Below are 14,375 nucleotides of genomic sequence, written 5' to 3'. Positions count from 1 at the left end.
CACCATGACCACCAGCCCAGCCGCCCGCACGGTCCCACGCCGGTCCTTTCTCGCCCTCGCGGGCGGCGCCGCTTTCCTCGCCGCCTGCTCCCGGAATTCGAGTGCGTCGATCGACAGCGTCCCGACCCGCGCACTCCCCTCGGGTGCACCACCGCCCGGCACGAAACTCGCGATATCCATTCACACCTCGCAACTGCAGCTGGCCGAATCAGGGCTGGACAGAAAACTGCCGTTCACGGTCTCCAGCTGGCCGAATCTCACCGCGGGACCCGATGTGATCCAGGGATTCCGCGCCCATTCCATCGACCTCGCGAGCAACGCCGGAATTCCGCCGATCCAGGCCGAGGCGATCAAGGTCGGCGCCAGGATCGTCGCGGTCCAGAGCCGCGACCACCCGATCTACAGCTTCGCGACCGCTCCCGGCTCCGGCGACGCCATCGCCTCGGCGAAGGACTTCCGCGGCAAGAAGATCGCCTTCTCGCAGGGCCAGGCCCAAGGCGTGGTGGTGCTGCGCGCCCTCAAGGAGGCGGGCCTGAAGAACTCCGACGTCAAGCTGATCGCGCTGCCCAGCACGCAGTTCCTCACCGCACTCCAGTCCCGGCAGGTCGACGTGGCGCCGCTGGGCGAGCCGTCGCTGACCAAATACCTCGGCCAGTACGGCAAGGACGGCGCCAGGGCGGTCACCACCGACGTGGTGGACCTGCTGGCTGTCCTGTGGGCGCCCACCGAGGTCCTCAACGACGACGCGAAGGTCGCCGCCATCCGCAGCTTCATCCCGTTGTGGGCCAAGGGCGTGGTGTGGGCGTGGGAGAACACCGACCAGTGGATCAAGACCTACTACGTCAAGGACCAGGGCGTGACCACGGCGGACGGTGAGCGCATCGTCTCCTCGCTCTCGCAGCCGCAGTTCCCGCGCAGTTGGGACAAGGCCATCGCCTGGGAGCAGGAGACGGCCGACCTGATGGCCGAGGGCGGCTTCGTACCGAAGATCAAGGCCGAGACGTTGTTCGACCGCCGTTTCGAGGGCCTGGCGTCGCAGGCGGTACCGGCGAAGTACCAGGTGGCGTCATGACCGACATCCTGTCCAGGGCGCCGGCGGCCGAGCCGGCCGTGAAGGACCGCGTCCTGCCCGCGAAGGCCGCACCCGCCGGGCGTGTCGCGACCGCCGCGACCGGCACCAGGCGCCGGCTCGGCCCGGGGAAGGCCGTACCCTTCGCCCGGCTGACCGGCCCCGTGCTGGTGGTGGTCATCTGGTGGGCGGCCTCCGCCACCGGCTACCTCGACCCGCGCATCCTGTCGGGACCCGGCACCGTCGCCTCGACGGCGGTCGACCTGATCAGGAGCGGCCGGCTGCAGAGCAACGTGGCGGTCTCGCTGCAACGCGCCGGTTTCGGGCTGCTGTTCGGGGTGCTCGCGGGCGTCCTGCTCGCGGTGGCCGCGGGCCTGAGCCGCGCCGGCGAGTACCTGCTCGACGGCACCCTCCAGGTCAAGCGGGCGATCCCGTCGCTGGCGCTGCTGCCACTGATGATCCTCTGGCTCGGCATCGGCGAGCAGATGAAGATCACCGTGATCGCCCTCGGTGTCGCGGTCGTCATCTACATCAACACCTACGCCTCGCTCACCGGTATCGACCGCAGATACGTCGAACTCGGCGAGAGCCTCGACCTCACCCGGGTGCAGTTCGTCCGCAAGGTGGTGGTCCCCGGCGCGCTGCCCGGCTTCTTCGTGGGGCTGCGCCTCGCGGTCACCGCGTCCTGGCTGGGCCTGGTGGTGGTCGAGCAGGTCAACGCCACCAAAGGCCTCGGCTACATGATGTTCCAGGCGCAGCTGTACGCCCAGTCCGACGTGATCATCGTCGGCCTGGTGGTCTACGGAATCTTCGGCTTCGTGTCGGACGCGCTCGTGCGCGCCGCAGAACGGAGGGTGCTGTCATGGCGACGCACGCTGGCGGACTGATCGCGGAACGCCCAAGGCCGCGTGCCGAGGCCGCCGTCCGCACCACCCGTCTGGTGCGCTCCTTCGGCGACCGGGACGTCCTGCGGGAACTCGACCTGACCCTGGGGCAGGGGGAGTTCACCGCGCTGCTGGGGCGCAGCGGGTCCGGCAAGTCCACCCTGCTGCGCGCGGTCGCCCGGCTCGACCACGGGGTCGCGGGGTCCGGCGAGCTGAGCGTGCCCGAGCGGGTGTCGCTGTCCTTCCAGGACTCCCGGCTGCTGCCCTGGCTGCGGGTGCTGGACAACGTGGTGCTCGGCGTGCGCGGCAGGGACGCCAAGGAGCGCGGTACGAAGGCGCTGGCCGAGGTGGGCCTCGAAGGTCGGGAGCGCTCCTGGCCGCACGAGCTGTCCGGTGGCGAGCAGCAGCGCGCCGCACTGGCCCGCGCCCTGGTACGCGACCCCGAACTGCTGCTGGCCGACGAGCCGTTCGGCGCTCTGGACGCGCTCACCCGGATCAGGATGCACGACCTCCTGCGCGAGCTGTACGAGCGGCACCGTCCCGCCGTGCTGCTGGTCACCCATGACGTGGACGAGGCCGTGGAACTGGCCGACCGCGTCCTGGTCCTGGAGGACGGCCGGATCGCGGTGGACCTGGCGATCGACCTGCCGACGCCGCGCAGCCGCCGCGACCCGCGCTTCCAGGAGTATCGCGACACGCTGCTCGCCGCGCTCGGCGTGCACCACCAGGACACCTCCGCCCTGCCGCACCGCGAGGTCCCCTCCACCGACCCCGTGCATCCGCATCCGGGACCGGCCCCCGTCCCCGCCGCCGCGCCCACCGGCCTGCCGTACAAGGAGAAGAACCCCCATGACCCGCAGGACTGACCGCAAGCCGATGCACCTGAACGCGTTCCTGATGTCCGTCGGGCACCACGAGGCGGCCTGGCGGCTGCCGGAGAGCCCCGCCTCGGGCGGCACCGACCTCGCGCACTACCGGAATCTCGCGCGGATCGCGGAGCGCGGCAAGCTGGACTCCCTCTTCCTCGCCGACAGCCCGGTGCTGATGGGGGACCCGGGCCGCCGCCCCGCCAACAAGCTGGAACCCACCGTGCTGCTCACCGCGCTCGCCGGCGTGACCGAGCACATCGGCCTGATCGCCACCGCGTCCACCAGCTACAACGAGCCGTACAACCTGGCCCGCAGGTTCGCCTCCGTCGACCATGTCTCCGGCGGGCGGGCCGGCTGGAACATCGTCACCACCGCCGGCGCCGACGCGGCCCGCAACTTCGGCCTCGACGACACCCCGCTGCACCGCGACCGCTACCTGAGGGCGGCCGAGTTCGTCGACGTCGCGACCAAGCTCTGGGACAGCTGGGCCGACGACGCGGTCGTCGCCGACAAGGAGTCCGGTGTCCACGCGCTGGCCGACAAGGTGCGGAAATTCGACCACCGGGGTACGTATTTCCGGGTGGACGGACCGCTGAACGTGCAGCGCTCCCCGCAGGGCTACCCGCTGCTCGTACAGGCAGGCTCCAGCGAGGACGGCAAGGACTTCGCCGCCCGCTACGCCGAAGCGGTCTTCACCGCCCAGCAGACGCTGGAGGAGGCCGTCGCCTTCTACAAGGACGTCAAGCAGCGCGCGGTCGGCTTCGGCCGCGACCCGGAGGGCATCAAGATCCTGCCCGGCATCGTGCCCGTCATCGGCGACACCGAGGAGCAGGCGCGGGCGCTTGACGACGAACTCGACCGGCTGATCAGGCCCGAGTACGCGGTGCGGCAGCTGTCCAAGACGCTGCGCGTCGACCCGGCGAAGCTGGAACTCGACAAGGAGCTCCCGGCGGAGATCCCCACCGAGGACGAGATCGAGGGCGCCAAGAGCCGCTTCACCCTCATCGTGGAACTCGCACGGCGCGAGCGGCTGACCGTACGGCAGCTGATCGGCCGGCTCGGCGGCGGGCGCGGCCACCGCACCTTCGCCGGCACCGCGGAGCAGGTCGCCGACACCATCGAGCACTGGTACGACGCGGGCGCCGCCGACGGCTTCAACATCATGCCCGCGGTCCTGCCCTCGGGGCTCGAACTGTTCGTGGACCGGGTGGTGCCGATCCTCCAGGAACGCGGCCTGTTCCGCACCGAGTACACCGGAAGCACCCTGCGCGAGCACTACGGCCTGCCGCGCCCCGCCAACCGCCTCTTCGACACCGCGGACACCGCCGATACCCCCGGCGCCGGCCACCTGGGCATCGCACTCACGGAGGTTTCGTGACGGACTGTAGAACGACGACCTCCGGGCCGGCCGCCGCGGCGGCCGGCCCGGCCGTGCCGCCGCCCGGCTGGGTGCGCAGGCTGGGCGGCTACTGCCTGCGGCACCGGGGCGACCTGCTCGCCGCCTTCACCGGCGCGGTCGTCGCCGCGGTCGCCACCGCCGTGCTGCCGCTGGTGCTGCGGCACGTCGTCGACACCGTCGCGAGCGGCGCCGGCGGCTCGCTCGGCTGGTGGATCGCCCTGCTCGCCGGGCTCGGGGTGCTGCGCTTCGCTGCCGGCCACGCCCGCCGCTACCGGGCGGGCCGGCTGTCGCTCGGGGTGCAGTACGACCTGCGCAACGACGCGTTCGCGGCACTCCTGCGGCTCGGCGGGTCCCAGCAGGACGACCTGCGCACCGGGCAGATCGTCAGCCGCTCGATCTCCGACATCACGCTGATCCAGACGCTGCTCCAGTTCCTGCCGAACATGACGGGCAACGCCCTGATGTTCCTGGTCTCGCTGGTCTTCATGGCGCTGCTGTCGCCGCTGCTGACCGTGGTGGCACTGGTCGTCGGCCCGCTGCTGTGGCTGATCGCCATGCGCAGCCGCAAGGACCTCTTCCCGGCGAACTGGCACGCCCAGCAGGAGGCCGCGGAGGTCGCCTCCACCGTCGAGGCGGCCGTCACCGGGGTCCGGGTCGTCAAGGGCTTCGGACAGGAGCAGCGTGAACTGGCGGGCCTCGAAGGCAAGGCCCGCCGGCTGTTCTCCTCCCGGCTGCGGGTGGTGCGCTACACCAGCCGCTACACCCCCGCGCTCCAGGCAGTCCCCGCGCTCGGCCAGGTCGGGGTGCTGGCGCTGGGCGGCTGGCTCGCCCTGCACGGCAGGATCTCGCTCGGCACCTTCCTGGCCTTCACCAGCTACCTCGGCTCCTTCGTCACCCCGGTCCGCCAGGTCGCCACCCTGCTCACCGTCTGGCAGCAGGCCAGGGCGGGCACGGAACGCGTACTCGAAGTCATCGACGAGGCCCCGGTCATCACCGACGCGCCGGGCGCCGCCGACCTGCCCGCGGGACCGCCCGCACTGAGCTGGCAGGACGTCACCTTCGGCTACGGCAAGGGGCACGAGCCGCTGCTGCGCGGCTTCACCCTCGACGTCGCGCCCGGCGAGACCGTGGCCCTCATCGGACCGGCCGGCTCGGGCAAGTCCACCGCCGCCGCCCTGCTGCCGCGGTTCTACGACGTCGCGTCCGGCTCGGTGCGGGTCGGCGGCACCGATGTACGCGACCTGCGGCTCGACTCGCTGCGCGGCGCCGTCGGCTATGTCTTCGAGGAGAGCCTGCTGCTGTCCGACACCGTGCGGGCCAACATCGCCTACGGCGACCCCGATGCCAGCGACGAGCGGATCGTACGGGCCGCGCGCATCGCCCGCGCCGACGAATTCGTCGAGGGGCTTCCGCACGGCTACGACACCGTCGTCGGCGAGCAGGGCCTGACCCTCTCCGGCGGTCAGCGGCAGCGGGTCGCGCTGGCCCGCGCGCTGCTCGGCGACCCCGCCGTGCTGGTGCTCGACGACGCCACCTCCGCGATCGACGCCCAGGTGGAGTCCGAGATCCACGCGGGGCTGCGGACGGCGACCCGCGGGCCCACCACGCTGATCGTCGCGCACCGCAGATCCACCCTCGAACTCGCCGACCGCATCGCGGTGCTGGACGGCGGCCGGGTGGTCGACACCGGGACGATGGACGAGCTGCGGTCGAGGTCCGCGCTCTTCCGCAGCCTGCTGTCCGCCGCCGACGTCACCGAACAGGCCGGCGGCGCAGAGCGGCCCGCCGTCCAGGACCGCGACCCGGCCGAATACCTGCCCGCGGCCGACGACGGCACCGCGCCGCCCGCCGTCACCGCCGGCCTGTGGCGGCGTACCGGCGCGACCGCCGACCTGCGCAGCGACGACGCCGACCTCAAGGCCGCGCAGGCCATGGCGCTCAGCTCGGCCACCGCGGGCCGCGGCCGCGGCGGACCCGGCGCCGGGGTGCTCAGCTCGGCGCCGCCCACCCCCGAACTCCTCGACGGCCTGGCCAGGATGCCGCTGCCGGACGGCGACCCCGATGTGCCGGCGGCGGAGACCAGGGCCGCCGACCCGCGCTTCGGACTGCGGGCGCTGATCCGCCCCTTCCGGCTGCCGCTGCTGCTCGGGCTGCTGCTGGTCGCCGCGGACGCCGTCGCCCAGATCGCGGTGCCGATCCTGGTCAGACACGGCGTGGACGACGGTGTGGCCCGCCACTCCGGCACGGCCCTGCTGGCCGCGGCCGGCGCCGCCGCAGCCGTCGTCGGCGCCGACTGGCTCATCGGTGTCACCCAGACGCGCACCACGGGACGTACCGGCGAACGGCTGCTCTACACCCTGCGGGTGAAGACCTACGCACAGCTCCAGCGGCTCGGCCTCGACTACTACGAGCGCGAGCCCGGCGGCCGGATCATGACGCGGATGACCACCGACGTGGACGCGCTGTCCGGCTTCCTCCAGACAGGCCTGATCACCGCGGTCGTCAGCCTGCTGACCGTCGTCGGCGTGCTGGTCACCCTGCTGGTCGTCGACGCAGGACTGGCCGTGGTGCTGCTGTGCGTACTGCCGCTGCTGATCGGCGCCACCGCGCTCTTCCGGCACCACTCCGTGCCCGCCTACCACGAGGCCAGGGAGCGCATCAGCGCCGTCAACGCCTGCCTCCAGGAGAACGTCACCGCCATCCGCGTCACGCAGGCCTTCCGCCGCGAGGACCGCAACACCCGTGACTTCGCCGCGCTCGCCTGGGCCTTCCGCGACTCCCGGCTGCGCGCGCAGCGCTACATCGCCACCTTCTTCCCCTTCGTGGAGCTCCTGGGGGTCCTGTCGACGGCAGCCGTCCTCGCCGTCGGCGCGGGGCAGGTGCGCTCCGGGGCGCTGACGGCCGGCACCCTGATCGCCTTCCTGCTCTACGTGGACCTGTTCTTCTCCCCGATCCAGCAGCTCTCCCAGGTCTTCGACGGCTACCAGCAGGCCGTGGTCGGCCTCGGCCGGCTGCGGACGCTGATGCAGACCCCCACCGGCACGCCCGCGGCCGCGTCCCCGCTGCCGGTCGCCGAGCTGCGCGGCGAGATCGCCTTCGACCGGGTGTCCTTCGGCTACACGGGCGGCGGCGGCCAGGAGGTCCTGCACGGCGTCTCGCTGCGCATCGCGCCCGGCGAGACCGTCGCCCTCGTCGGGGCCACCGGCGCAGGCAAGTCCACGGTGATGAAGCTCATCGCCCGCTTCTACGACCCCACGTCGGGCGCGGTGCTCGTCGACGGGCACGACCTGCGCGTCCTCGACCTCGCGGAATTCCGCGCCAGGCTGGGGCTGGTGCCGCAGGAGGCACACCTGTTCAGCGGCACGGTGCGGGACGCCATCGCCTACGGCAGGCCGGGCGCCAGCGACGCCGAGGTGGAGGCCGCGGCCCGCGCGGTCGGCGCGCACGACATGGTCGCCGCGCTGCCGCTCGGCTATCTGCAGCCGGTCGGGGAGCGCGGCAGGAACCTGTCCGCCGGGCAGCGCCAACTGCTCGCGCTGGCCCGCGCGGAACTGGTCGACCCCGACATCCTGCTGCTGGACGAGGCCACCGCCTCGCTGGACCTGGCCACCGAGAGCCGGGTCGCCGCCGCGACCGAGGCGCTGACCCGGCGGCGTACGACGCTGGTCGTGGCGCACCGGCTGACCACCGCCGCCCGCGCCGACCGGATCGTGGTCATCGACCGCGGCACCGTCGTCGAGACCGGCACCCACACCGCGCTGCTGGCCGCCCAGGGCCCCTACCGCATGCTCTGGGACGCCTTCCGGCAGACCGGCGCGTCGGCGACCGTCGACGAGCTGGCGCCCGCCGCGGCACCGCACACCGACCCCATCACCGACCATCTCGTCAACGGGAGAGCACGATGACGCAGTACCGCCCCTTCGGACGCACCGGCGTCAAGGTCAGCCCGCTGTGCCTGGGCACCATGATGTTCGGCCCCCGGGGCAACCCGGACCACGCCGACGCGATCCGGATCATCCACCACGCCCTCGACTCCGGCATCAACTTCGTCGACACCGCCGACGTCTACTCGGCGGGCGAGTCGGAGACCATCGTCGGCAAGGCGCTGGCCGGCGGCCGCAGGGACGACGTCGTGCTGGCCACGAAGTTCCACGGCAGCCTCGGCAGCGACCCCAACGAGCAGGGCAACTCGCGCCGCTGGATCGTCCGCGAGGTGGAGAACAGCCTGCGCAGGCTCGGCACCGACTGGATCGACCTCTACCAGGTGCACAGGCCCGAGCCCGGCACCGACTTCGACGAGACGCTCGGCGCGCTGTCCGACCTCGTCCACCAGGGCAAGATCCGCTACATCGGCACCTCGACGTTCGAACCCTCGGCGATCGTGGAAGGGCAGTGGATCGCCGAGCGCAGGGGCCGCGAGCGGGTGGTGGCCGAGCAGCCGCCGTACTCGCTGCTGGCCCGCGGCATCGAGCGCGAGGTGCTGCCGGTGGCCCAGCGCCACGGTCTGGCCGTGCTGTCCTGGAGCCCGCTGGCCGGCGGGTGGCTCTCCGGCCGCTACCGCAAGGGTGTCGCGCAGCCGGTCTCCAGCCGTTCGGAGCGGCAGACCGCCCGCTTCGACATCGCCTCCGCCGAGAACGCGGCCAAGCTGGCGGCGGCCGATGCGCTGGCCGCGCTGGCGGAGGAGGCCGGGCTCACCCTGGTCCAGCTCGCGCTGGCCTTCGTGCTCCAGCATCCCGGCGTGACCTCGGCGATCATCGGCCCGCGCACCTTCGATCAGCTGGAGGGCCAGCTGGGCGCCGACAAGATCACGCTGGACCGGGAGGTGCTGGACCGCATCGACGAGATCGTGCCGCCGGGGGTGAACCTGTCGGCCCGGGACGCCGGTTACGTCCCGCCGGCCCTCACCGACGCCGCGCTGCGGCGCCGCTCGGCCTGATCCGCCGGCCCGCCCCGCACGGCGGGCCGGCCGTCCGCGTCCGCGCCCGTGTCGTGGGCGGGCGCGGACGGCGGAGCGGCAGGAAAACGCGGGCCTGCGGGCCCACGGTCAGGCCTGCGGGCCCACGGTCAGGCCTGCGGGCCCACGGTCAGGACGATCTTGCCGCGGGTGTGGCCCTCCTCGACCGCGCGGAGGGCGGCGGGGGCCTCGGCGAGCGGGAAGACGCGGGTCACGTGCGGGTCGAGGGCGCCCTCGACGACGAGGGCGGCCACCGCGCCGAACACCTCGCCCGTGCGGACCCTGACGATCGCGCTCCCCCCGAGGTCGGCGGCCAGCGACTTGTCCGCGCCGCTGACCAGCCGCGAGCGGTCGGTGAGCAGGTCGGCCACCTCGCGCAGCGACGCGCCGCCGACCAGGTCGAGCACACCGTCGACACCGGCGGGGGCCACCGCGCGCACCCGGTCCGCCACGCCCGCGCCCGAGGCGACATGGACCGCCCCCAGCGACTCGGTGAAGTCACGCTTGCCCGCGCTCGCCGTACCGATCACGGTCAGGCCCGCGTGCCGGGCGATCTGGGCCGCGGCCACGCCCACCCCGCCGCCGACGCCGTTGACCAGGAGCGTGGCCCCGGCCGGCAGCGAGAGCTGGACGAGCGCGTCGTACGCGGTGGCCGACGCGACCGGCAGGGTGGCCGCGTCCGTCCAGGACAGGGCGGCCGGCTTGTGCGCGGTGCCGTCGGCGGGGAGCAGGGTGTGCTCGGCGTAGCCACCGGTGTCCGTGCTGCCGAAGACCTCGTCGCCGACCGCGAAGCCCTCGACGCCTGAGCCGACCTCCTCCACCACGCCCGCGGCCTCGCTGCCGAACACCGACGGCAGGTCGGTCGGCGGACCGCCCGCCCGCCGGTAGCCGTCGCGCCGCTTCCAGTCGACGGGATTGACGCCCGCGGCCCGTACCGCGATCAGCAGTTGTCCTGGACCCGGCACCGGCCGGGGCAGGTCGGCGAAGCTCTCGGTCTCCGGGCCGCCGAAGGCGGTGTGGACGTAGGCGGTGGACATGGCGTGCTCCTCGGATGTGCGGGTCAGCGGTCGCCGGGGACCTGGAGGAAGTGGAAGAGGGTGTCGCGGCGGCGGGTGAAGCCGAGCGTCTCGTACAGCCGTATCGCGCCGGTGTTCACCGCGGCGGCGTGCAGGAAGGCGGTGTCGCCGCGGGCCGCGATGCCTGCCGCGGTGTGCAGCACCAGCCGTGTCGCCAGGCCCTGGCCGCGGTGCTCCTCGTCGGTGCACACCGCGCTGATCTCGGTCCAGCCGGGCGGCCGCAGCCGCTCCCCGGCCATCGCGACCAGCCTGCCCGCGCGGCGGATGCCGTAGTACGCGCCCATCCCGATCGTGCCGGGCAGGAAGGGGCCCGGCTTGGCCCGCTCGACCAGCTCCAGCATCTCGGGTACGTCCGCGGGCCCGAGCCGCACCGCCTCGGGGTCGTCACCGGCTTCCACCGCTGTCGCGACGAGCTGCACGCCCTGCCCGGACTGGCCGGTCGCCCAGCCCGCGGGCAGGGTCGGCACCCCGGCGATCGCGAACGGGTTCCCCGGGCCCACCAAAGTGGCCAGGTCGGCCCATGACCGCGGGTCCGCCGGGTCCGCGATCGCCACGAAGGGCGACACGTCGGCCCGGTAGCGGGCGGCGGAGCCGAACCTCTCGGCGAGGTGCCGGTGCGGGCCGGTCAGTGCCGCCCAGGCGGCGTTGTCCAGGACGTGCGGGTCGGCTGCGTCCCCGCCGGGACGCGGGTGCGGAGGTTCAACAAGGGTCGACATGGTCGGGAGGCTGCTCCGTTTCTGCGCCGGCCGTGTCGGCGCCCACCCTTGGCAACCCGCGGGGGGCGCGGGAAAATCCCGCTCGCGCGATCTTCCGCCGGTCAGAACCGCAGGCCCTCGGCGAGCAGGGCGAACTGCCGGTCGTAGAGCGCGACCAGGTCCACCTTGCCGTCCCGCTGCACCCAGTGCCGTACCACCGCCGTGGACACCGCGATCAGTGCGGCGGCGGCGCAGTGCACGTCGAGGTCGTCGGGGTCGCGGCCGGTGCGCTCGCTGATCACCGCCGCCACCACGTCCTGGCTGCGCTGCATCTCGTCCCAGGAACGCGCCCGGATCGCCGGGTCGGTGAAGCCGAGCCTGGTCCGCAGCAGCAGTTCGTCGTGGTCGGCGGCGATCAGCTGCCCGAGCGAGTCGGTCAGCGCGTGCCGGATCGACTCGATGATCGGCTCGCCCGGCGGGCGGGCCCGCAGCGCCTCGACGAGCGCGGGGTCGTACTCGTCGCTGAGGACCACGTCCTCCTTGGTGGGGAAGTAGCGGAAGAAGGTGCTGGGGGAGACCTCGGCCGCGTCGGCGATCTGGTCGACGGTCGTCGCCTCGTAGCCCTGGGCGGCGAAGAGGCGGTAGGCCTCGCGCCTGATGGTCTGGAGGGTGCGCAGCTTCTTGCGCTCCCGCAGGCTCAGTTCCGGCGCGGCCGGGGTCTCCTTGGTGGTCATGCGAGAGATTGTCCGTGGTCGGCGGTGGGTGTGGCGACCTCCCGCGCGGACGGGACGGTGCCTGCGGGCTCCGCCGCCTTCTCGCCGTGCTGCGTCCGCGCCGCCCTGGCGGGCAGGAAGAACCCCGCGAGGACGGCCGCGGCCAGCGCGATGGCCGCGCACACCAGCAGCGCCAGGCTCATGCCGTGCACGAAGGCCCGGTGCGCCGAGTCCAGCAGGTCCGGGTCGCGCAACCGGGCCGCCACCGCGTCCGCGGCGCTCACCGAGTCGCGTGCCTCGGCCGCGGCCGGGCGGGGCAGGCCGTCCGTGCCCAGCCTGGCCAGGTAGCCGGCGCTCAGCAGGCTGCCGAGGCCGGCCACCCCGAGCACGCCGCCGACCTGCTGCACGGTCTCCAGCAGGCTGGTGCCCCGGCCCGAGCGTTCGGCGGGCAGTACCGCCATCACCAGGCTGGTCGCGGGCACCACGGCGAGGCCGAAGCCGAAGCCCGTCATGGTCAGCCACAGCGCGGCGTAGCCGTACCCGTCGCTTGCGCCGGTGGCCGCGCCGGCCACGGTGCCCGCGGCGAACACCAGCAGCCCGCACGACACCACGACCCGTGTGCCCAGCCGCGGCACCAGCGTCTCGCCCAGCGTGGCGGCGGCCATCAGCCCGCCGATCAGCGGCAGTATCCGCAGTCCGGTGCCGAGCGCGTCGTGCCCGAGCACCGCCTGCAGGTACTGCGGGACGACGAAGAGGATGCCCATCAGCGCGAAGTTCACGAACACCGCGATCAGGGTGCCCCAGCGGAAGCGCGGATCGGCGAAGAGCCGCAGGTCGACCAGGGGGTGCGCGCACCGGCGCTGCCACAGCGCGAAGGCTGTGAGCAGCACGGCGCCGCCGCCGACGCCGCCCAGCACCTGCGGGCTGCCCCAGCCGTCGTCCGGGACCAGGATCGTGCCGTAGACGAGTGCGGTGATGCCGAGTGCGCTGAGCACGGTCCCCCCGATGTCGAACGGTACGGCCGCGGCGCGGTCCCTGGTCCGGTCGGAGGGCAGCAGCCAGAGGCACGCGGCGAGCGCCAGCACGACCACCGGCACGTTGAACAGGAACACCGAGCCCCACCAGAAGTGGCCGAGCAGCCAGCCGCCGACCAGCGGTCCCACCGGCAGGCCGATCGCGGTGGCCGCCGTCCACACCCCGATGGCCTTGGGGAGTTCGGCGGCGCCGAACACCCGTGGCAGGACGGCCATCGACACCGGCATGATCATCGCCGCGGCCAGTCCGAGCACGGTCCGCACCGCGATCAGCTGTCCCGGCGAGTCCGCCTGGGTGCCGGCCAGTGACGCCAGGCCGAAGAGCGTGATGCCGCCGACCAGGACGCGCTTGTGGCCGTAGCGGTCGCCGATCAGCCCGACCGGCAGCATCGCCACCGAGAGCGCCAGCAGGTAGCCGCCGTTGATCCACTGCAACTGGGCGCTGTCGGCGCCCAGTTCGCCGGACAGGGTGGGCAGCGCGACGGTGATGACGGTGCTGTCGAGGCCGATGATCAGCACGCTCAGCGTCAGGGCGGCGAGCGCCCACCAGCGGCGCGGGGAGTGGGCGAGCGGGGGAGGGGCGGGCACGGGGACGGGCATGACTGCCTCCTGAGAGTCGACTCGTTAAAGACAGTAACTCCCAGGAGGTGCTCGTCTGTCAAATGAAAGTAAGCTTTCAGTTTGCCTTGCGGTGCCCCGACGCCTTCTTCGCCGCCGCCGTCCCCGTCTTCTTGGCCGCCGACTTGGCCGCGGTCTTCTTGGCGGTGCTCCTGCCGCCGGTGGTCTTCTTGGCCGCGGTCTTCTTCGCGGCCGCCTTCTTCGCCGGGCGCTTCCCGCTCCCGCCGCCGCGCTCGCCCTTCGTGCCGAGCTCGGTGACGGTCGCGTGCCGCCCCTCGTCGCCCCGGCTGTCCTTGGCCTGGTCCACCGAGGCCTGGAGCGCCGCCATCAGGTCGACCACCTGGCCGCCGCCGCCCTCGCCGGCCGCCGCGGGCGGCTCGGCGCCTTCCAGCTTCGCCGTCACCAGCGCCTCGACCGCGGCCGCGTACTCGTCGTGATAGGCCGACAGGTCCGCCTCGCCCAGCGCGTCGATCAGGGTGTCGGCGAGTTGCAGCTCGTTGTCGCTGATGTTGACCTTGCCGCGCGGGACCGCGTCGGCCGCCGAGTTCAGCTCGTCGGGCCAGCGAAGCGTCTGGAGCAGCAGGATGTCGTCGCGTGCCGTGATCAGCGCCAGGTGCTCCGAATTGCGCATCGCGAACTTGCCCACCGCGGCCTTGCCCGAGCGGGCCAGTGCCTCGCGCATGAGGACGTACGGCTTGTTCGCGGTCGGTGAGGACGGCGCGAGGAAGTAGGGCGTGTCCAACTGCATCGCGTCCACCGAGGCCGCCTCGACGAAGCCGCTCACCTCGATGGTCTTGGCGGTCGGCAGCGGCAGTGCCTGGAGGTCGGCGTCGGTGACCTCGACCAGCTGGTCGTCCGGGGTCTCGAAGGCCCGGCCGATGTCGGAGGAGGTCAGCACCTCCTCGTCCAGTTCGCAGGTCTTCTGGTAGCGCACCCGGCCCTGGTCGGCCAGATGGATCTGCCGGAAGCTGATCTTGTGGCTGGACACCGCGGATCCGAGCTTCACCGGGATGGAGACCAGCCCGAAGGCCAGGGTCCCGCTCCAGACGCTGCGCATAGCATGT

At 73.0% G+C, this 14,375-nt stretch carries 11 protein-coding genes; 6 read left to right on the top strand and 5 right to left on the bottom strand.

The window, feature by feature from the left end:
• Positions 1-4: 4 nt before the first annotated feature.
• Genes ACGFMP_RS33705 through ACGFMP_RS33680 form a run of 6 tightly spaced genes read left to right on the top strand, consistent with a single transcriptional unit; the run spans position 5 to position 9,157 of the window.
• Entirely contained in the window at positions 5-1,072 is a 1,068-nt protein-coding gene (locus ACGFMP_RS33705) for an ABC transporter substrate-binding protein (protein WP_393677395.1), read from the top strand.
• Complete coding sequence (locus ACGFMP_RS33700) at positions 1,069-1,956, top strand: ABC transporter permease (protein WP_393677394.1); 888 nt, start codon at positions 1,069-1,071, stop codon at positions 1,954-1,956. Before ACGFMP_RS33705 ends, ACGFMP_RS33700 begins: the two co-directional genes overlap by 4 nt.
• A complete protein-coding gene (locus tag ACGFMP_RS33695; protein ID WP_393677392.1) occupies positions 1,932-2,819 on the top strand; it encodes an ABC transporter ATP-binding protein in 888 nt (295 codons plus the stop codon). Before ACGFMP_RS33700 ends, ACGFMP_RS33695 begins: the two co-directional genes overlap by 25 nt.
• On the top strand, positions 2,803-4,200 hold the full coding sequence (locus tag ACGFMP_RS33690; protein WP_393677391.1) for an LLM class flavin-dependent oxidoreductase: 1,398 nt from the start codon (positions 2,803-2,805) through the stop codon (positions 4,198-4,200). Before ACGFMP_RS33695 ends, ACGFMP_RS33690 begins: the two co-directional genes overlap by 17 nt.
• Positions 4,197-8,126: an ABC transporter ATP-binding protein gene (locus tag ACGFMP_RS33685; RefSeq protein ID WP_393677389.1), complete on the top strand. Its 3,930-nt coding sequence runs from the start codon at positions 4,197-4,199 to the stop codon at positions 8,124-8,126. Before ACGFMP_RS33690 ends, ACGFMP_RS33685 begins: the two co-directional genes overlap by 4 nt.
• Positions 8,123-9,157: an aldo/keto reductase gene (locus ACGFMP_RS33680; RefSeq protein WP_393677387.1), complete on the top strand. Its 1,035-nt coding sequence runs from the start codon at positions 8,123-8,125 to the stop codon at positions 9,155-9,157. Before ACGFMP_RS33685 ends, ACGFMP_RS33680 begins: the two co-directional genes overlap by 4 nt.
• Positions 9,158-9,285: 128 nt before the next feature.
• On the opposite strand, the gene ACGFMP_RS33675 is transcribed toward ACGFMP_RS33680, so the two are convergent.
• The 5 genes from ACGFMP_RS33675 to ACGFMP_RS33655 form a co-directional block, all read right to left on the bottom strand.
• Positions 9,286-10,212: an NADP-dependent oxidoreductase gene (locus tag ACGFMP_RS33675; RefSeq protein WP_393677386.1), complete on the bottom strand. Its 927-nt coding sequence runs from the start codon at positions 10,210-10,212 to the stop codon at positions 9,286-9,288.
• A 23-nt stretch (positions 10,213-10,235) separates the two neighbouring features.
• Positions 10,236-10,967 carry a GNAT family N-acetyltransferase gene (locus ACGFMP_RS33670; protein ID WP_393677384.1) on the bottom strand — a complete coding sequence of 244 codons (732 nt, stop codon included), beginning with the start codon at positions 10,965-10,967 and terminating at the stop codon, positions 10,236-10,238.
• A gap of 101 nt (positions 10,968-11,068) precedes the next feature.
• On the bottom strand, positions 11,069-11,680 hold the full coding sequence (locus ACGFMP_RS33665) for a TetR family transcriptional regulator (RefSeq protein WP_393677382.1): 612 nt from the start codon (positions 11,678-11,680) through the stop codon (positions 11,069-11,071).
• Positions 11,677-13,293, bottom strand: coding sequence for an MFS transporter (locus tag ACGFMP_RS33660; protein WP_393677380.1), 1,617 nt, complete (start codon positions 13,291-13,293; stop codon positions 11,677-11,679). The genes ACGFMP_RS33665 and ACGFMP_RS33660 overlap by 4 nt, the downstream gene beginning before the upstream one ends.
• Positions 13,294-13,369: 76 nt before the next feature.
• Positions 13,370-14,368: a Ku protein gene (locus ACGFMP_RS33655; RefSeq protein WP_393677378.1), complete on the bottom strand. Its 999-nt coding sequence runs from the start codon at positions 14,366-14,368 to the stop codon at positions 13,370-13,372.
• Positions 14,369-14,375 lie beyond the last annotated feature (7 nt).

Source organism: Streptomyces sp. NPDC049040 (assembly GCF_043197715.1).
GTDB lineage: Bacteria > Actinomycetota > Actinomycetes > Streptomycetales > Streptomycetaceae > Actinacidiphila.
Note: the sequence above shows the minus strand (reverse complement) of the source record. Positions and strands in the feature narration are given on the sequence as shown.

Excerpts from the sequence above, each read along its gene's own strand:
- ACGFMP_RS33665 (WP_393677382.1), bottom strand. The coding sequence starts at position 11,680 with ATGACCACCAAGGAGACCCCGGCCGCGCCGGAACTGAGCCTGCGGGAG.
- ACGFMP_RS33670 (WP_393677384.1), bottom strand. The coding sequence starts at position 10,967 with ATGTCGACCCTTGTTGAACCTCCGCACCCGCGTCCCGGCGGGGACGCA.
- ACGFMP_RS33655 (WP_393677378.1), bottom strand. The coding sequence starts at position 14,368 with ATGCGCAGCGTCTGGAGCGGGACCCTGGCCTTCGGGCTGGTCTCCATC.
- ACGFMP_RS33695 (WP_393677392.1), top strand. The coding sequence starts at position 1,932 with ATGGCGACGCACGCTGGCGGACTGATCGCGGAACGCCCAAGGCCGCGT.
- ACGFMP_RS33690 (WP_393677391.1), top strand. The coding sequence starts at position 2,803 with ATGACCCGCAGGACTGACCGCAAGCCGATGCACCTGAACGCGTTCCTG.
- ACGFMP_RS33680 (WP_393677387.1), top strand. The coding sequence starts at position 8,123 with ATGACGCAGTACCGCCCCTTCGGACGCACCGGCGTCAAGGTCAGCCCG.
- ACGFMP_RS33705 (WP_393677395.1), top strand. The coding sequence starts at position 5 with ATGACCACCAGCCCAGCCGCCCGCACGGTCCCACGCCGGTCCTTTCTC.
- ACGFMP_RS33660 (WP_393677380.1), bottom strand. The coding sequence starts at position 13,293 with ATGCCCGTCCCCGTGCCCGCCCCTCCCCCGCTCGCCCACTCCCCGCGC.
- ACGFMP_RS33700 (WP_393677394.1), top strand. The coding sequence starts at position 1,069 with ATGACCGACATCCTGTCCAGGGCGCCGGCGGCCGAGCCGGCCGTGAAG.
- ACGFMP_RS33675 (WP_393677386.1), bottom strand. The coding sequence starts at position 10,212 with ATGTCCACCGCCTACGTCCACACCGCCTTCGGCGGCCCGGAGACCGAG.